General features: G+C 59.8%; 24 protein-coding genes. 12 read left to right on the plus strand and 12 right to left on the minus strand.

The window, feature by feature from the left end; genetic code table 11:
• The first annotated feature begins 115 nt into the window (after positions 1 to 115).
• Positions 116 to 607, plus strand: a complete 492-nt coding sequence (locus tag EKH49_RS04710; protein ID WP_128469920.1) for a hypothetical protein — start codon at positions 116 to 118, stop codon at positions 605 to 607.
• A 41-nt stretch (positions 608 to 648) separates the two neighbouring features.
• On the opposite strand, the gene EKH49_RS04715 is transcribed toward EKH49_RS04710, so the two are convergent.
• Positions 649 to 1071 (minus strand): VOC family protein, encoded by a 423-nt coding sequence (locus EKH49_RS04715; protein WP_128469921.1) that lies wholly within the window; start codon positions 1069 to 1071, stop codon positions 649 to 651.
• Positions 1072 to 1294: 223 nt separating this feature from the next.
• Here EKH49_RS04715 and EKH49_RS04720 point away from each other — a divergent pair, with 223 nt between their 5' ends.
• Positions 1295 to 1588, plus strand: coding sequence for a hypothetical protein (locus EKH49_RS04720; RefSeq protein WP_128469922.1), 294 nt, complete (start codon positions 1295 to 1297; stop codon positions 1586 to 1588).
• 14 nt (positions 1589 to 1602) lie between these two features.
• Here the strand turns inward: EKH49_RS04720 and EKH49_RS04725 are convergent, their stop codons facing one another.
• Positions 1603 to 1896, minus strand: coding sequence for a DUF4287 domain-containing protein (locus tag EKH49_RS04725; protein ID WP_128469923.1), 294 nt, complete (start codon positions 1894 to 1896; stop codon positions 1603 to 1605).
• A gap of 195 nt (positions 1897 to 2091) precedes the next feature.
• Between EKH49_RS04725 and EKH49_RS04730 the strand changes: the two genes are divergently transcribed.
• The gene (locus tag EKH49_RS04730; RefSeq protein WP_128469924.1) at positions 2092 to 2292 is read left to right on the plus strand and encodes a hypothetical protein; all 201 of its coding nucleotides are present in this window, start codon (positions 2092 to 2094) and stop codon (positions 2290 to 2292) included.
• Positions 2293 to 2439: 147 nt separating this feature from the next.
• Here EKH49_RS04730 and EKH49_RS04735 read toward each other — a convergent pair whose 3' ends face one another.
• The 4 genes from EKH49_RS04735 to EKH49_RS04750 form a co-directional block, all read right to left on the minus strand.
• Positions 2440 to 3279, minus strand: coding sequence for an alpha/beta fold hydrolase (locus tag EKH49_RS04735; protein ID WP_128469925.1), 840 nt, complete (start codon positions 3277 to 3279; stop codon positions 2440 to 2442).
• Positions 3280 to 3353: 74 nt separating this feature from the next.
• Positions 3354 to 4121, minus strand: coding sequence for an SCO1664 family protein (locus EKH49_RS04740; protein WP_128469926.1), 768 nt, complete (start codon positions 4119 to 4121; stop codon positions 3354 to 3356).
• Positions 4118 to 4657: a DUF3090 domain-containing protein gene (locus tag EKH49_RS04745; protein WP_128469927.1), complete on the minus strand. Its 540-nt coding sequence runs from the start codon at positions 4655 to 4657 to the stop codon at positions 4118 to 4120. The genes EKH49_RS04740 and EKH49_RS04745 overlap by 4 nt, the downstream gene beginning before the upstream one ends.
• A 10-nt stretch (positions 4658 to 4667) precedes the next feature.
• Positions 4668 to 5351 carry an MSMEG_4193 family putative phosphomutase gene (locus tag EKH49_RS04750; protein ID WP_128469928.1) on the minus strand — a complete coding sequence of 228 codons (684 nt, stop codon included), beginning with the start codon at positions 5349 to 5351 and terminating at the stop codon, positions 4668 to 4670.
• A 309-nt stretch (positions 5352 to 5660) separates the two neighbouring features.
• On the opposite strand from EKH49_RS04750, the gene EKH49_RS04755 reads away from it, so the two are divergent.
• Together EKH49_RS04755 and EKH49_RS04760 are read left to right on the plus strand one after the other, a co-directional pair.
• Positions 5661 to 6626 carry an RluA family pseudouridine synthase gene (locus EKH49_RS04755; RefSeq protein WP_128469929.1) on the plus strand — a complete coding sequence of 322 codons (966 nt, stop codon included), beginning with the start codon at positions 5661 to 5663 and terminating at the stop codon, positions 6624 to 6626.
• Between the two features lie 25 nt (positions 6627 to 6651).
• Positions 6652 to 7494 (plus strand): MBL fold metallo-hydrolase, encoded by an 843-nt coding sequence (locus tag EKH49_RS04760; RefSeq protein ID WP_128469930.1) that lies wholly within the window; start codon positions 6652 to 6654, stop codon positions 7492 to 7494.
• Between the two features lie 41 nt (positions 7495 to 7535).
• Here EKH49_RS04760 and EKH49_RS04765 read toward each other — a convergent pair whose 3' ends face one another.
• The 4 genes from EKH49_RS04765 to EKH49_RS04775 all read right to left on the minus strand — a co-directional run bounded on the left by EKH49_RS04765 (position 7536) and on the right by EKH49_RS04775 (position 10581).
• Positions 7536 to 8000, minus strand: coding sequence for a phage tail protein (locus EKH49_RS04765; protein WP_128469931.1), 465 nt, complete (start codon positions 7998 to 8000; stop codon positions 7536 to 7538).
• 64 nt (positions 8001 to 8064) lie between these two features.
• Positions 8065 to 9264, minus strand: a complete 1200-nt coding sequence (locus tag EKH49_RS04770; RefSeq protein WP_128469932.1) for an acyl-CoA dehydrogenase family protein — start codon at positions 9262 to 9264, stop codon at positions 8065 to 8067.
• Complete coding sequence (locus EKH49_RS16525) at positions 9261 to 9404, minus strand: hypothetical protein (RefSeq protein ID WP_161567448.1); 144 nt, start codon at positions 9402 to 9404, stop codon at positions 9261 to 9263. The genes EKH49_RS04770 and EKH49_RS16525 overlap by 4 nt, the downstream gene beginning before the upstream one ends.
• Before the next feature lie 28 nt (positions 9405 to 9432).
• Positions 9433 to 10581, minus strand: a complete 1149-nt coding sequence (locus tag EKH49_RS04775) for an acetyl-CoA C-acetyltransferase (protein ID WP_128469933.1) — start codon at positions 10579 to 10581, stop codon at positions 9433 to 9435.
• 339 nt (positions 10582 to 10920) lie between these two features.
• Here EKH49_RS04775 and EKH49_RS04780 point away from each other — a divergent pair, with 339 nt between their 5' ends.
• Genes EKH49_RS04780 through EKH49_RS04790 form a run of 3 tightly spaced genes read left to right on the plus strand, consistent with a single transcriptional unit; the run spans position 10921 to position 12731 of the window.
• Positions 10921 to 11673, plus strand: coding sequence for a class I SAM-dependent methyltransferase (locus EKH49_RS04780; protein WP_128469934.1), 753 nt, complete (start codon positions 10921 to 10923; stop codon positions 11671 to 11673).
• The gene (locus EKH49_RS04785) at positions 11666 to 12199 is read left to right on the plus strand and encodes a GNAT family N-acetyltransferase (RefSeq protein WP_128469935.1); all 534 of its coding nucleotides are present in this window, start codon (positions 11666 to 11668) and stop codon (positions 12197 to 12199) included. The genes EKH49_RS04780 and EKH49_RS04785 overlap by 8 nt, the downstream gene beginning before the upstream one ends.
• 4 nt (positions 12200 to 12203) lie before the next feature.
• On the plus strand, positions 12204 to 12731 hold the full coding sequence (locus tag EKH49_RS04790; protein WP_038990643.1) for a 2'-5' RNA ligase family protein: 528 nt from the start codon (positions 12204 to 12206) through the stop codon (positions 12729 to 12731).
• Here the strand turns inward: EKH49_RS04790 and EKH49_RS04795 are convergent.
• Both EKH49_RS04795 and EKH49_RS04800 read right to left on the minus strand, forming a co-directional pair.
• Positions 12728 to 13462, minus strand: coding sequence for a CDP-alcohol phosphatidyltransferase family protein (locus EKH49_RS04795; RefSeq protein WP_236641040.1), 735 nt, complete (start codon positions 13460 to 13462; stop codon positions 12728 to 12730). The two genes, EKH49_RS04790 and EKH49_RS04795, sit on opposite strands and share 4 nt — an antisense overlap.
• 22 nt (positions 13463 to 13484) lie before the next feature.
• A complete protein-coding gene (locus EKH49_RS04800; RefSeq protein ID WP_038990641.1) occupies positions 13485 to 13778 on the minus strand; it encodes a hypothetical protein in 294 nt (97 codons plus the stop codon).
• A 183-nt stretch (positions 13779 to 13961) separates the two neighbouring features.
• Here EKH49_RS04800 and EKH49_RS04805 point away from each other — a divergent pair, with 183 nt between their 5' ends.
• The 4 genes from EKH49_RS04805 (at position 13962) to EKH49_RS04820 (ending at position 16349) form a co-directional block, all read left to right on the plus strand.
• A complete protein-coding gene (locus EKH49_RS04805) occupies positions 13962 to 14495 on the plus strand; it encodes a GNAT family N-acetyltransferase (protein ID WP_128469936.1) in 534 nt (177 codons plus the stop codon).
• 70 nt (positions 14496 to 14565) lie between these two features.
• Entirely contained in the window at positions 14566 to 14952 is a 387-nt protein-coding gene (locus EKH49_RS04810) for a VOC family protein (protein WP_128469937.1), read from the plus strand.
• 37 nt (positions 14953 to 14989) lie between these two features.
• The gene (locus EKH49_RS04815) at positions 14990 to 15481 is read left to right on the plus strand and encodes a GNAT family N-acetyltransferase (protein WP_128469938.1); all 492 of its coding nucleotides are present in this window, start codon (positions 14990 to 14992) and stop codon (positions 15479 to 15481) included.
• A 106-nt stretch (positions 15482 to 15587) separates the two neighbouring features.
• Positions 15588 to 16349, plus strand: coding sequence for an isocitrate lyase/PEP mutase family protein (locus EKH49_RS04820; protein ID WP_066140563.1), 762 nt, complete (start codon positions 15588 to 15590; stop codon positions 16347 to 16349).
• Positions 16350 to 16364: the final 15 nt, after the last annotated feature.

A 16364-nucleotide genomic window follows, 5' to 3' on the forward strand; every position in this document is an offset into this window, starting at 1 on the left:
CGGGCTGTGTACTTCGGGGCGTTAAATCCCGGGGAGAAGTGTCACCACTTTAAATGTTGAAGTGTTACCGATGTCCTGAGGCAGAACTGTTACCGATGTCCTGAGAGAAAACAGCTTGAAATTAAAGCCAGACCGCTTCGTGAGGGTGGGAGTGGAGCTTCTGCGACGGAACCAGCCCATTTTTTGCTACGTTGAGGTGATGACCATACTTTCGTTTGCTGATCAATCCGCATGGATGCGCTCGATGCGGCCGCTGGCCACTCGCATCGAGTTCGTTTTCAACGATGGAGACGAAGGGCATCCGCTCCTGGAACTGCTGGCGCACCTCGATTCGAAGCGAACGGTAGGTGTCGGGCCAGGCTATGGCTATTACGAGCGGGGTCGCCCAACCGTAATAAAGCGCAGCTACGCATACGACAGGGGCATCATTCGAGCAATCGAAAGCCTCGGTTGCTTCTTCCCAGAAGCCGGGAACAACGAGCAATGGACCGAGCTGGGCGATGTCGATGTCATCTTCCTTGACCATCGCGGCAAGATGCTCGGTGCGACTGTGACCCACGAAGGCATGATCATCACGCCCGAAGACGAGGAACACGTGACTCGCTGACCCTGGGAACGGCTTGTGCCCCAGTCATGTGGCGTTCGTGGTCAACGCGTAGGAATGTGCACAGTGTCCTGTGGCTGGATATGGTGCTGCACAATCTGTACGAGGTGCCCGTCCGGATCCTCGACCCACGCGATGAGCAAGCGATCGAGCCATGGAGACGGAACCTTAATAGGCTTCGCACCGAAGCCGATGAGACGGTCATAGCCTGCCGGGACATCATCGGTCCAAAGTATCACCGCGGCGCGCTGGCCGTCGGCGACCGGGCTGAGCCCATGGTCTTTGCGGGTGCTGCTTTCGGTGGCTAGGCCGAGCCTGTACCCATCGAGGGCGAGGTCAACATGGATTGGCGTTCCCGCTTCGGGCGTGCGGAACACTTCCCGAAAGCCCAGCGCCCCATAGAATGCTGTCGCGCGGTCGATATCACGCGTGAATAGAACAACTTGAGGAGTCCGAAAGTGGCCCATGCCCCAAGTGTGGTCCAACCCGACGCTTCCCGCAACGGATACGGCCTGTCTTTCGTATGCAGTTTTCGTTTGCCGGACCAATCAGTTGACCTGGGCCCTGATAGCTCAACGATCATCTTCTTGATGATCGAGTCCAGACCGAGCCTCGGCCGGACGGGCAGAGGCCGAACCCTTCCCGGGAATTTCGGCTAATGCATTCAGCATTCGAACGTGGAAGCGCCCAGTGCCTCATCCCGCAGAATCTGAAATGATCCACGATATAGAGAAAATGATTGGAGAACTAATGCGGAGGCTTTCCAAAACTGCCTGGAAACGAGTCGCGGTGTCCCTCGGCGTCTCGGTCGCGGGTCTGGCCTTGTTCCTTGCGGCCTATTGCCTCATTTCAGGTAGGCCAGTGCTTGAAGCGCTTGACAGTTTTTGGATCGCAATCGCGATTGCAATGGCCGTTTCAGCAGTTTCTGCAGTTCGCGACCAACGGGAGGAGTCCGGAACGACGCCTGGCGATCAGGACCTTTAGCTTTCGCGTTTGGCTCATTTGGACGGCTTCGTCGCGATGCCGTCGAGCCACAGCACATCTGATTCGTCGTTGTGCGTGCCGCCGGATCCAACATGTTTGCTGGAGACGCCAGGTCCCTTCTGGATGACATGTACCAATGCCATGCCATGTCCTCTTCCCAGTTCGTAGTCATCCTTGAGCCAAGCCAGGATTTCCCCGGCTTTGACACCTTCCTGGTCTAGTCCTTTTTCGTGGGCGATACCGACTAGCTGGCGCGGAGTAAGTCCGGTCTTTTTCTCGATGGTGTCCAGATAGGCCTGGAATGACATGGCGAATCCTCTCGAAGGCCTGAATATGTGCCACGAATACTACTACCGAAGCGAAGCGCCGGACAATAGAGTTATCAGGCTCGTGCCGGCCAAGCCTTGTCGAGAAGGTTAGTTCCGTCCGACGAATTCCAACGTGTAATTTTCGGAAGTTGGCAGGTGCCCGGGGTCATCTTCAAAAGGCATGTAATCCACCGAGTGAAGGTATCCGTCAACAACCCAAAGAGCCAGTTGCCCAAGGTGTTCTCCACCCTTTCCAACGTCAACGGTGGAGAACGGGCCACCGCCATGCCGGATACTGCGGCAATCCCGCTTGCTAATGAACGAAATCAAGAAGCACTCGCAGTCCTCGAACTCGTAGCCGCCCCAACGTGCAAACTCCAACTGCTGCCGGGCTAGAGCCGATTCAGCATCTGTGCCGCTGCAGAGCAAAGCCAGCAGCTCTAGTTCCGCGGGCCTAAGTTCTTCGCCTGGCGTCCGGGGCGGTCGATGATCCATGAGGAAAGTCTATATTGGCCTGTGGCTAGTGCTCGAATCGCTGCTTGCCTACAGGTGCAGCATTGAATCAGCAACCTGGGAGAAGGCAGAAGTCGGTATGGCAGTCGAAGCGTTTTCAAGCACGAGCAAGGAAGCGTTCGGTATCTCCCTGGCCAGCGCTTCGCCATTGCCGACGGGGAAGAACGGATCCTTGGCTCCGTGTACGACCAGTGTGGGGATAGCTAACTCGGGAAGCCGTTCGCGCCAACGTGGAGTGCAGTCCAACTTGGAAAAGACAATCCCGATCTGGTTTGCCATGTGGACTTCTGGCTCTGCGCTCGCCGTACGGTCCCAGATGCGGGAGGCCAGATCCAGGGCGGCTTCCGGATCGTTGCCAAGGATTTGGGAGCCCTCGGCGGAGTGCTGGGCAACGGACTCGCGGTCTGCCCAATCTGGCATGGGGCGGGAGAACAGCTTGCCCATGGTTGCTTGGTCATGGTCTGGCAGATCCTTGTCCACCGGTCCTGGCGCTACCGGCCGTGTGCCAACCAATGTCAGGGCGCTAAACTTTTCAGGATAATCCAGCGCCGCCACCTGGGCGATCATCCCGCTGACCCCGATACCCGCCACATGTGCTGGACGGTCATTCAGCAGTTCAGCCAATGCCGCGGCATCGGCAGCTAAATCACGCAGGTTGTAGGCGGGTTTCATCGGGTTCCCAGCGGTTGATTCTCCGCAATCCCGAAGGTCGTAGCGCACCACATGGCGCCCACCAGCAGCCAATGCCTCGCATAGGGCCTCGGGCCAGGCAAGCATGGTGGTGCCGCCAATGAGGAGAATCAATGGATCGTTTTCGTTTCCGAAGGATTCGACACCGAGGTCTACCTTGTTTGCCTTGACCGTTCCCATGCGCGACCTGTCCTTTGCTATCCGACTCCTAGAATGGCTTGCAGGCTGTCCTGCGGTCAACAGAAAACTGAGTGCTAGAAAAGCGGCCAGGGCACGGCAGGCATCTGCCCGCGATGCGCAGGGAATCGCCCTTCACTGAGCAGATCCGTGCAACGGTCGGCGAGCGCGGCGATTTCTTCACCGGTCAACAACGCGGCCAGTTCTTGCCCAAGATCCGCGTCCAGCGCATCGCTGACCCTCTGGACACCGGCCAGTTCGTCGTCGGTCAGCGGCTGGCCAACCCATCCCCAAAGCACGGTGCGCAGTTTGTGCTCTTCATTGAAGCAGAGGCCGTGGTCGACACCGTAGCGGTGGCCATCTGGCATGGCTAGCACGTGATCGCCTTTGCGGTCGGCATTGTTGACCAGCACATCGAAGACCGCCATGCGTCGCAGTGCAGGAGTATCTTCGTGAAGCAGAGCCATCTGATGACCCGATTCGTCCTCTCCGTGCAGGACGGTCTTCCAGCCGTCTTCAGGCACCTTGTCCGCGGCTACGATGTCTACTGGGTGCTGTTCCCGATCAATGTCTTGCCATAGCTGCACCATGCCTTCGCCGAATCGCCCGTCGCGCAGCCACGTCTGGGGGACGAGGTTCCAGCCCAGGGCTTCAGATACTCGGAAGGCGGCAACCTCGCGGTAGGCCAGCGATCCATGGGGAAAATCCCAAAGGGGTTTCTCTCCAGCTATGGGCTTGTAGACAACGCTGTTTTCACCGATGCTGCCCAAGAACGTCGCGTTGGAAGCGGTGGTGATGCGGCCGGTCAGTTCCAGCTGCGCAGTCAGCAGATCGGGCGCATTCACTGTCCGTTCTCGTCCCTGCAGGTATGCCCATCCGGATCAATCGGATAACCGCAGTTGGCGCACATCGGCCGTCCAGCGGCCACGATCTCGTGGGTGCGCATCGCGAAAGCGCGTGCGGTGCCTACGGGCATGCGCACGCGCATGACTGCGCCCGGTCCATCCGGATCGAAGTTCTCGTCATCTTCGGCATTCAGGGAGAAAGCTTCCAGAACTACCTGCGCTACGGTTGCGTCCCATCCGAGATTCATGGATCCGACGCGGAATGATTCGTTCACTTCTTCCAGCGGATCGTTGTCGACCAGTTCCACCGGGGTATGTTCGGGAACGTTGAAAGGGTTGCCCTTGACGGTGGAAAGCTGATCCAGGATCTCGTCAATCATCTCTGCAACCACTGCGGCTTGCTGCTTTTCCAAGGCGATGCTGGAAAGCTCCGAGCCGGCTCTTGCCTGCAGGTAGAAGGTTCGGGACCCGGGCACGCCGATGGTGCCGATGACTACGCGATCCGGCCAGTTGAATTCGTTGACTGTTGCCGTCATTCCAGTCTCCTTAGTGTCCTGCTCCGCCGCCGACCGGGGCATCGGTTGTCTTGAGGCCGGGGGCTAGCCACGAGAGGTCTCCGGCGTCGGTGTTGATGGAGTACACGCGGGGCGCGCCGGACCCGTAGTGCACAATCGATGCGGACGCCGGACCTACGTTAATGCGTTGGAACAGATCCAAATGCATGCCCAGCGCGTCAGCCAGTACCGACTTGATGATATCGCCATGGCTGAATGCCGCCCAGACTGCTTCAGCACCATGCTCGGCTCCGATCGCCGCGTCATGGCGCCTGATGGCTGCTACAGCCCGGGATTGCATTCCGGCCATGGATTCCCCGCCCGGGAAGGTCACCGCTGACGGCGCGGACTGCACTGTTTTCCAAAGTTCCTCTGCAGCCAAGTCCTGCAGCTTGCGGCCCTGCCACAGGCCGTAGTCGCATTCCGAGAGTTCTGGCTCAATCAGCAATTGTGCGGCTTTGCTTTGCTCTTGCATGGCGAATTCCGCTGTCTGCACGCAGCGTTCCAGCGGGCTTGAGACGATGCCAGCCAGGGGGATTGCCGCTAACCGCTCGCCAGTGCGCATCGCCTGTTCTTCCCCAGTATCGTCGAGGAACACGGAGGGCGTGCGTCCAGCCAGTACGCCGGTGGCATTGGCGGTGGTACGTCCGTGCCGTACAAGTATTACTGTTGCCATGAACCCAGCCTAGTCATCGAGAAGAAGCCAGGCGACTATTGGACCGGCATCCTTTGTGCTATTTCAAAGGGCCGCCAGGATCGGCGATTGCTCCGCGCCATGTTCATCACGGCCTGATAGCTCCTGAAGATTCTGTGAGTTCAGTCCTCATCACTGCTAATTCGCTCGTACCGGATAGTTGCCACGGGGTACGATGAAGGTTGGCCGAATCGGGGCGGCAGCTCCCGGAAGTCCCTTGAAAATGACCCGCCGTGAACGGCGATGCCATGATCCACTCATGGATGTGGCCCCTAAATGGAGTGATAGTTCTTGCCTGGAGTCTTCCAGCATCCAGCGGCAGAAGTGCGGTCTGATTCCCAGGCGCGCACCATTGTCATCGACGGCGAGCATGCAGGCCGGCGCATCGAAAAGTTCCTGAGATCCCGGCTCAAAACGGTCCCGGCAGGAGAACTGTTCCGGCTCATGCGCAAGGGGCACTTGCGCGTGAACGGCAAGAAAGTCCAAGAAGGCTACCGGCTGGCCGAAAATGACAAGATTACCCTGCCGGCGCTACTTGCGGCACCGGGCCGGGCACCAGAACCCGACGTCCCGGAGTACTTGGTCAGGCGGCTGCGCAACACCGTGGTGCATGAAGACCACGACGTGCTGGTCATCGACAAGCCTGCCGGCATCGCCGTGCACCAGGGTACCGATAATCCTTCGGGCGTGATCGAAGTTTTCCGCCAGTTGCGCCCGGATCTGCCGGATCTGGAATTGACTCACCGTCTGGATCGCGACACTTCAGGGCTGCTGGTGCTGGCGAAGACCCCAAGCATGCTGCGCTATCTGCATGAGTTGCTCCGGGACCGGGAAGACGAAATTGAACGCCACTACCTGGCGCTCGTGGCAGGGCACTGGAAGCAGGACATCGAATCGATCCACGCGCCGCTGCTGCGCCGCGCCGACAAGGTGGTGGTTGACCCGCACGGGCAACGAGCCGAGACCCGCGTCGTGGTCAGGCAACGCGTAGGACAGCGCGCCACCATCTTGGATGTGCAACTGATGACCGGACGCAAGCACCAGATCCGTGTCCACCTGCAAAGCCAAGGGCATCCGATTGCCGGTGATGACCGGTATGGTTTTGCGAAGTTCAATCGCCGTGTTGAACAGCTAGGAGGCCGCGGGCTGTTCTTGCATGCGACTAAGCTGGTGATTCCGAAGCCCGATGGCCAGGAACTGGTGGTCGAGGCACCCATGCCGCAGCGCTGGAAACAGTTGCTGAAGGCAGGACTCTAGCCAAGCAGAACCGGCAGGACGGCAGATGATGGTTGAAGGACACTGGAACCAGGTAGCCCCGGGAGTATTCCAGCGGCGTTATGATCCGTTGGATATTTCCGTTGGTGCGGTGCTCGGCGGACACGGCGTGACGATTATCGATACCCGCAATAACGCACGCGAGGCACAAGAAATCATCGACGATGCCACAGCGCAGTTTGGTCTTCCAATCGTTGCGGTGATCAACACGCACGCCCACTACGACCACACCTTCGGCAATCAGCTCTTTGCCCAGCAGGGAATCCCGATCTACGGCCATCGCCGGATCCCCGCGCATTTCGAGCAATTCGAGAAGCCCCGTCTTGAGATGGTTCGGCGCTCGCCGGAACTCGAACCCGACTTGGATTGGGAGGGTGTGCAGCTGACACCGCCGAGCCACCTGCTGGAAGAACGCTGCACGCTGAGCCTTGGCGGGCGGGACATCGAGGTAATCCCGCTGGGCGAAGGGCACACCGACACCGACCTGGCGATCCATATTCCTGATGCCAAGACCTGGTTCCTGGGCGATATCATCGAGCAGTCGGGCCCGCCGATGTTCGGGTCGGGTGCCCATCCGCTGGGGTGGCCAGGCGTGCTTGAATCCCTGCTAGCGCGCATCCAGCCAGGGGACGTAATAGTTCCAGGCCACGGAGAACCGGTGGACCGGGAATTCGTGATCAAGCAACTGCACTGCTTCGAGCTGCTCGCAGCGGCCCTGGACGCAGGTCTTCAGAACGGCACAGCCATCGAGGACATCGTGTTCCCTGCGCAAGTGCGCACGTTGTGGCCCACCGATTTCCTGCACGAGGCCGCCAAGGACGCCTACACCCAGCTGCCGGGTGCCCAGTAGGAGCCGCTAAAGCGCGGGGGATAAGCCCAATCCTCGAAAGCTCAGTATTCGTTCTTGATCACAAAGTAGGAGCCGCGGATGGTTCCGGCCAGCTTGGACTTCTGCCGAGCGAACTTGAACTTCTCTTGCAGCTCATCTGGCACCTCCATGCCGTCACTGAGCTTGAAGCCGACGGCGCGCTTCTCACCGGGTTCCAAGCCGTAGAGGACATTAATGGACAGGCCTGACTCGTAGAAGACGTAGGCGCGCCTTGCGCCGTCCGCCTCGAAGATGGTCGCCTGCAGCGGCGTGGATGCGATGTGCAGGTCGCGTTCTTCGGCAAGAATCTTGTGCACCCACGCAATGGTGTCCTGAGCGTCGGCCGCTTGCTCGACGACAAAATCATGGTCGAACTTGTTCTTCAGATAACGCGCTTCGTTGGCTCGCAAGCCTGCGAGTGCATCGGCAACTGGCGAGGACTCAAGGCCCTGGATGGACACATCCTTGAAATCTACTAGGTATGGCATGGGCATTCCTTCGGTCGTTGGCCAAGCAGTAACGCAAAATTCATTGTTATCGTACTCCGCGGATCTAGCTGAAGGCGCTGAAGCCGGTCAGATCCCTGCCGAGAATCAATGCCTGGACCGACTCCGTTCCCTCGTAGGTGTGCAGCGCCTCGATGTCCCCGACATGGCGAATCACATGATTTTCCAGCAGGATTCCATTGCCGCCCAGCAGATCGCGCGCGGTGGATGCGATCCTGCGGGCAGATCGGGTGTTGTGGTACTTCAGCAATGATGCCTGCGTGTCCTTCAACTGGCCGGTGGCCTGGATGCCGGCGATAGCGGCACACTGCAACTGCATGTTGGTGATTGCGGATAGCATCTGCGCCAAGCGTTCCTGGATCATCTGGTGCGCAGCGAGCGGTTTGCCAAACTGGGTGCGCTGCTTGGCGTACTGCAAGGCCGCTTCGAAGAGGAACTGTGCATGGCCCAGTGCCGACCAGCCAACATTCACCCGGGTATCAACCAGCGCCCGCGAGACATCCTTGAACGATTCCGCCCCGGTGAGACGGGCGGAGTCCGGAACTCGAACATCCGTCAGCCGGATCTCTGCCTGCTCGATGGCGCGCAGCACGCCCTTGCCACGCACCGGAGCGGCCTCGTAGCCGGGGGTGCGCTGGTCGATAATGAACCCCTTGACCTGTGAATCGGCAACATCCCGCGCCCACACGATGGTGATTCCGCCGGCAGCTCCATTGCCGATCCATTTCTTGTGCCCATTGATGATCCAGTGCTTCCCGTCGCGCCGGGCGCTGGATTCCAGGCCCACAGCGTCCGAACCATGGTGAGGTTCGGTCAGCGCGAAGCCACCGAGCAGCTTACCTGAAGCCACCGGTTCCAGATATTGCTCCTGCTGTTCGGGGCTGCCGAAGAATTTTAGGCTGCGCAAGACCAGGCCGCCCTGCACCGCGGCGGCCGCTGCCATCGAGCCATCGGCACGAGACAGCTCCATGGCTACCAGTCCTGCGGCCAGCGGGGAGAAGTGGGAATGGCCCGGAATTCGAAGCCCGTCGGTGAACAGATCCAGCTCGCCCATGCGCCGGACCAGATCCAGCGGGTAATGCCCTTTCTCCCAGTGCTCGTTGATGACAGGCAGGATATCTTTGCCGTATTGCCGGGCGCGAGCCCAATGCCTGCGATCCTCGTCGGTGGCAGTCGCGAAAGCGGACAAATAGTCGACGTCCACCGCGGTGGCGAGGTCGTAAGGTGCCCACGGGTCGCGGTTCATTGCCCGCCGCCCGAAGCCTGGTTGCGTTCAGCGCGCAACTGTCGTTTGAGCAATTTGCCCGATTGGTTGCGGGGCAGCCGTGCGCCAATGGTGTTCTGGTCCTTGGGTTTCATCGCCGTAGTGGCGGGCAATGCGCTCATGGGTGGTTTCCTTTGCAGCCGGTGCCGGCTAGAGGCGTTCGATGATCGTGACGTTGGCCTGGCCACCGCCTTCGCACATGGTCTGCAGGCCAAAGCGGGTATCGCTGCGTTCCAGCTCGTGCAGCAGGGAGGTCATCAGCCGTGCGCCGGTGGCGCCAATGGGATGGCCCAGGGCGATGGCGCCGCCGTTGACATTGACCTTGGACATGTCGGCACCGATTTCCTGCTGCCAGGCCAGGACCACCGCGGCGAAGGCCTCGTTGATCTCAATGCGGTCCATGTCCTCGATGCGCATGCCGGCGCGGGCCAGAGCATGCTGGGTGGCGCGGATCGGTGCTGAAAGCATCATGACCGGGTCATCGCCTCGGGCCGAGATGTGGTGGATGTGGGCGCGGGGCTTGAGCCCATAGCGCTTGACCGCGGACTCCGAGGCAATGAGCAGCATCGCGGCTCCATCTGACATCTGCGATGCGGTGGCCGCAGTATGCACTCCGCCGTCGACAATCGGAGCCAGCGATTGCATCTTGGCGCGGTCCACAGGGCGCGGGCCCTCGTCGACGGCCAAGCCATCCAGAGCCAGGATCTCGCGGTCGAAGTAGCCCTGCGCTTGGGCGTTCAAAGCACGCTCATGGGAAGACACGGCAAAGTCCTCCAGCTGGGTACGGGCCAGCCCCCAGCGCTCCGCCATCATTTCGGCGCCGCGGAACTGGGAAATTTTCTGCTCGCCGTAGCGTGCCGCCCATCGCTTGGAGCCGGTGTAGGGGTCAGGGAACCCGAAGTCCTTGGCGGCGGAATTGGAATGAGACAGCGGGATGCTGGACATGGACTGGACGCCGCCGGCAACGACGAGGTCGCTGGTGCCGCTCATGACCGCTTGCGCCGCATAGGAGACTGCTTGCTGCCCGGAGCCGCACTGGCGTTCCACCGTGGTCCCGGGAACGTGTTCCGATAGGCCGGCGGCCAGCCAGGCGTTGCGGGCAATGTCCATGGCCTGGGGTCCCAGCTGGTCGATGCAGCCGAGGACGATCTCATCGTATTGCTCGGAATCGATATTGTTCCGGTTCACCAGTTCTCCCAGCGGCGCCGCGGCGAGATCAAGTGGATGGATCTGCGCCAGCGATTTCCCCCGGCGTCCAACCGGTGTACGCAGCGCATCAATGATGTAGGCCTCGGCCATGGAGCTCCTCCATTAGGGTTTTCGAGCAGACGGGGAACGTCTGTTGAACCAACAATGCCCAATTCATCAGCAGTTGTCTAGGTCACAATTGATGTGGTTGGCTTGGGGATATGCAGTTTGTTCCGGAATGGCTACTAATTAGTAGGAGCTGCCGGGGGCAAAGTTCCATGCGAGGAATGATTGGGCGATTGGTGCGGACCGGAGGATGCCTGACGGGTCAGTACATGCCGGCATCGAAGCAACCGGCAATGGGCCGGCTTCACCTTGGCAATGCAAGAATTGTTGCGCACCCCCGCACTTCGTCCGAAAACTCCGAGAACGGAAGAGGACCACGTGAGCATGGCCGACTATGATCCACGAATCACGGAACTCTACGACACGGATAATCCCGATGGTCCGGATCATGATTATTACCGTGCACTTGCGGCTGAAACCCAAGCCGAACGGATCCTGGATCTAGGCTGCGGCACTGGGCTCTTGACGGTAACGCTTGTTGGCGAGCGAAGAACTGTCGTAGGCGTTGACCCCTCACCGATAATGCTTTCCTACGCCAGGCGTCGGCCCGAAGCTGGGAGAGTCACCTGGATCGACGGCGATTCTTCGGCTATCGACGGCGGGCCCTTCGACTTGTTGGTGATGACTGGGAACGTCGCCCAGCACATCCCTGGCCAGCAGTGGGAACGAACCTTGAAACAACTGCGCGAAGCTGCGAGGCCCGGAGCGGTGCTGGCTTTTGAAAGCAGGAACCCGTCGACGCGTGCCTGGGAAAAGTGGGATGCAGAAGAAGCCGCCACTCGGCAGACGCCATTCGGCCCGCTGACCAAATGGTTCGATGCCGACGAAAGCAGCCCGGGAGTCGTCCGCCTATTGTCCTACGCCAAGTTCGAGCAGTCGCAGGAAGTAGTGGTCGAAAAATTGGAGTTGGCCTTCCGCAGCGCCGAGCAGATCAGTAGAGATCTTTCCGCCGCAGGGTTCGAGGTTCGCGCTATCTGGGGCGACTGGACGCGAGAACCATTCAACGGCGAGCAGCCGCTGATGATCTTCGAAGCTGAAGCGGCCAAGGGAAAAACCGGGGAGACGGCTCATGGATAAGTGGTCTTCTCAGCTCCAGGTAACCAGGCTTTCCATCGAACAGGCCGCCGGCTTGCAGCGGTTGAAGGAAAGCAACCCGGGGTATTCGCAACGTGTTACCGGCGCAGTTCCCGCAGCTGATGCCGCAATCGAGGCATTGACCGCCCTGCCGCCGACGGCGCGGGTCGAGCAGAAAATCGATCTTGGCCTTTGGCTGGATGCAGAACTCGTCGGATTCGCTGATCTGATTGTCGGCTGGCCGAGAACGGACACGGTCCACATCGGATTGCTCATGATTGACGGCGCAAGGCAAGCAGAGGGGTTGGGGAGGCAGATCCATGAAGAGGTACTCGCGCTGGTGCAGGATTATCCGTCGATCACCACCTGCCGGATAACGATTGTCGATACTAACGCCGCCGAAGCAGAACCGTTCTGGACGAGCCTTGGCTACAGGCCTACCGGGGAGGCCAGCTACCATGCGTCAGGGGACCAGAAGTCATGCGCCCGTACATGGACGCGTCCGGTGACCAGCACGAGAAAGGAATAGCTGGATGAGCAGATCCCCAGATAACATCCTGTTGCGCTTCTCGGCCGAGCAGGAGCAGCAAGTGCGGGAAATCTTTGCCCAGCTGGAAAAGCGAGGGTTTCCAGCACAACACCAGACTCCGCATATCACCATCACCTTTTCGCCCAGCATGAGCGATGCTGTAGCGCAGCGGGCCGCAGAACTGCTCCCAGATCTCATCCCCGCCTGCTTCCACCGGGTGGGCACGATTGTTTTCGGTACCAAGCGCAAGCAGACGGTTGCCTGGCTGCTGGAAACGACCGACGCCCTGGAAATGGCGGCCCGGGAAATCAGCGCCGTGAATCCCGACGGACGAGGACCCAGATGGACCCCGCATCTGACCATGGGCCTGCGCCTTCCACGCGAGATCGTCCCCGACTATATCCGTGCACTGGATGAGCTGGCATCAGCGCAGCTCAGGGAACTGACTGCTTGCAGGGCAGCACTGTGGAAGCCCCGGCTGCAGGAATTGACGCTCCTGGCTGGCGACATGGAGCACAACGGCCGTGACTAGCTGGCCGATGACCTCTGCGTTTTGGCCGAAGCACGCATAATGCGCAGATAGCCGAAGCCGACAAATAGATGCAGCACCGTGCCGGCTGCCAAAATGGCTACGCCCGGTGCGGCCAGCACCGTAAATTCGGGGATTCTGCCAAAGGCCACGCAGGCCAGGCCCAGCATCATGATGGCAGTGCGGATCTTTCCCAGCCATGTGGAAGCCGGCGGGGATTCAAGGCGCAAGAAGAAATAGGTGCACAGCAGAACCAGGTCAGTGACGAAAACGGCCAGGCCAACCCAGACCGGGATCGCTCCGCTAATTACCAGCGCGATAGCGATAGCCACGATGCCCAAGCGATCGGCAATGGGATCCAGCAGGATGCCAAGCTGCGAGACCTGGTTGAACTTGCGGGCGATAAACCCGTCAACCCAGTCACTGAGGCCGAAGGCAAGAAGCAGCACCGAAGTCAGCACCGGTTCGGTATCGGCCACCAGAAAGCCAACGATGGGAAGAACCAGGAGAAAACGAATGATCGTGATGGCGTTCGGAATCGTAGCCCATTCATGTTTGCGTACCGCGCGCGTTTCCACTGTTTTCCCCTTTCCCTTAGTTGAACGATGACGCACGGAGCCGCAATATACAAGGCTGCGAGCCAGCTGGCCCGGGAAAAAATATACGTCCAGTTGGCCGAGGTAATTTGTTAAAGAACTGCGGGGGCCGTCCCGAAGGACGACCCCCGCAGCCAAAGCTAAAGGGCAGGGTGCGGCATTAACCCTGTTCGAGAAGCTGGAAGCTCACGCCGCCCTGCTCGTCTACTGCCGCATCGAGTACTTTGCTATCCAGTGCGTCGGCAATCGCCTCGTCCACATAGACAGGGCTGCCTTCGGTATCCACCACGCCATCGGTGCTTTCGGGCGCGGGGACAATCTGCAATCCGAAAGCTGCATCTTCAGGGTGGGTGCTGTCTGCCTGCATGATGCGCAGGCCAGCGGTTTCTTCCTCGGCTTGGTTGGTGACGATTGCGGTCACGATCGATGCTGCTTGGTCGGTCAGTGCGAGCACGATGGCTCTCCTTCCGGTTGAGGACATGCCAAGTTCAGGGCACGTGGGTGCCACGATTCCAAAAATGGCAATGAAACTCAACACCGCTTAACAGCTGCGCAACATGCTTGGACTCGACCCCAGCCCAGCGATAGGGTCCGCCCCAATGCATTGATAGGAATTGAACCGCAAAGGAGAAAACGAATGAGCAACAATCCGCCAGCCCACGGCGTGACTACCACGGAGCCTGAATTGCGCTTGACTGACTTCCGTGCTCAAGACCTGTCTGCGGTGCACAACTTCGCTGCTGACCCACTGGTGTGCCGGTACTCGACGTGGGGCCCTAACCAGCTGGCCGATACCCAAAAATTCCTTGCCGATGCACTAATCGAGCAACCGCACCGTCGCTTGCGAGCGATCATGCTTGGTGATGTGCTCATTGGTTCTGCGTCAGTGTGGGCAACCGACCGGAATGCCAAGGCCGGAGAGCTTGGCTACACGCTGAATCGGGAATACTGGGGCAACGGATACGCCACGGCTGCCGTGGGACACCTGCTCCGACTGGGGTTCGAAGATCTTGGTTTGGAACGAATCAGCGCAACGTGCGATGCCAGGAATGCAGCTTCCATCCGCGTCCTTGAGAAATCCGGTTTCAAGCTCGAAGAGCGCCGCACCGAAGACCCGGAAAACAACAAAGGACGGGTTGAAACCCTGGTCTTCGGATTGCACCGAACCTAACTGTGGTCAAGCGCCTTGCAGGTATATTGGCAGTACTGCGATGAGCATGTCTAGAGACGAGGAAACCTGAATGAGACTCCATCACGTTCAGATATCAATGCCACGTGGTGAAGAATCTGAAGCTCGACGATTCTACGGTGAAGCGCTGGGACTTGTCGAAGTTCCCAAGCCTGCCTCCCTCGCCGGAAGGGGAGGATGCTGGTTTCGTGCTTTCAAAGCGGATGCCGTGGTGGCGGAAATCCATCTTGGCGTAGACGATCCCTTTGTACCGGCCAAGAAAGCGCATCCGGGATTAGTTTGCGACTCAATCCATGAGCTGGAAACTCTCGCTGAACGCATCGGCTCCATGGGCTATGAACTGTCTTGGGCTGAGCGTGAAACCTTTGAAGGATATCTGCGGTTCCACGCGCGTGACGGATTCGGGAATCGACTGGAAATCATGACTCCGGCAAGCTAGCACAATCACATTACGTTCGGGAGGCCTTGTGGAACCGATGACTTTCGCAGCAACCAGGGATCAAGCCGTGCCAGATGATGTCGCGCGATTGCTTGCCTCTGTTCCCGAGTGGTTTGGCCAACCTGAATCCAACGCGGAGTACATCCAAGCCGCGCGGAGCAAGGAAACCTGGACCGTGCGCAATGCCGCCGGCACGGTACTCGGTGTTCTCTTGGTCGACCGGCACTACGCCCACAGCATCGAGATCCATCTAATGGTGGTCGACCGCGAGCACCACAGCAGCGGAATCGGGTCGGTCTTGTGTGCTGCTCTCGAATCCGACGCGCTCGCCGAGGGAGTTCAGCTGCTGCAGGTCAAGACCTTGGGGCCTTCGCACCCGGATGCAGGCTATGCGAAGACTCGTCGGTTCTATGAAAGCCAGGGATTCCTGCCGCTGGAGGAAACTGACCTCTGGGGACCCGAAACGCCCTGCCTGATTATGGTGAAACCACTAGCCGGCAAGCAGCGAGGGAAGCGAAATAGCGCTTGATTTCGGGCCGAATGGGGGAAAGCTGGGAGTTCATCTTGCGGTTGTTTCGCTAGGGGGCCTGGAGCCGTAGACTGGGCGCAATCCGCCACGACGTTAGGAGATCTCCTTGTCTGATATTTCAGCTCTTGCCCAGAACCTCGCCCAGCAGCATGCTTCAGGGAAGTTGCTGGTCATGCCCACCGTGTGGGATACCTTCAGCGCCAAGGTGGCGGTGGAAGCCGGGTTCGAATCCCTGACCATCGGCAGCCATCCGGTCGCCGATTCCATAGGCAGCGCTGACGGCGAGCAGATGGACTTCGCAGACTACTTGGCTGTGGTGCAACGCATCACCAGCAGCGTCGATGTGCCGGTCAGCGCCGACGTCGAGTCCGGCTACGGACTGGACCCCAAAGAACTCTTCGAACGCGTCGCCGCAGCGGGTGCAGTTGGAGTGAATATCGAAGATGTCCTCCATCGGGAAGGAGGCCGTGTGCGCGAACGCCAGGAGCATGCGGACTACATCCACGGCGTCCGCCAAGCGGCGGATGCTGCTGGCATCGACTTCGTGATCAACGGACGCACCGATGCTGTGAAGCTGGCCGACAAGTTCGCCGACCCGCTGGGTGAGGCTATCGAGCGCATCAAGCTGATGGAGCAGGCCGGTGCGCGCAGCGTGTATCCGGTGGCGCTGGCCGATGCGGATCAGGTAAGGCAGGCCGTGCAATCGGTTGGAATTCCGGTGAATGTCACTGCCCACCCGGTCACGGCGCACGCCGCCGGAGACTTGGCGGCCTTGCGAGAGCTGGGAGTTCGCCGGGTGAGCTTCGGACCGCTGTGGCAAATGTGGCTGGCGGAGGTCTCCGGCAGGCAGCTCGGGGAGTGGCTCTGAGCCCTTGCCAGATCA

The organism is Glutamicibacter sp. HZAU, assembly GCF_004100365.1.
In the GTDB taxonomy this organism is placed as follows: Bacteria; Actinomycetota; Actinomycetes; order Actinomycetales; family Micrococcaceae; genus Glutamicibacter; species Glutamicibacter nicotianae.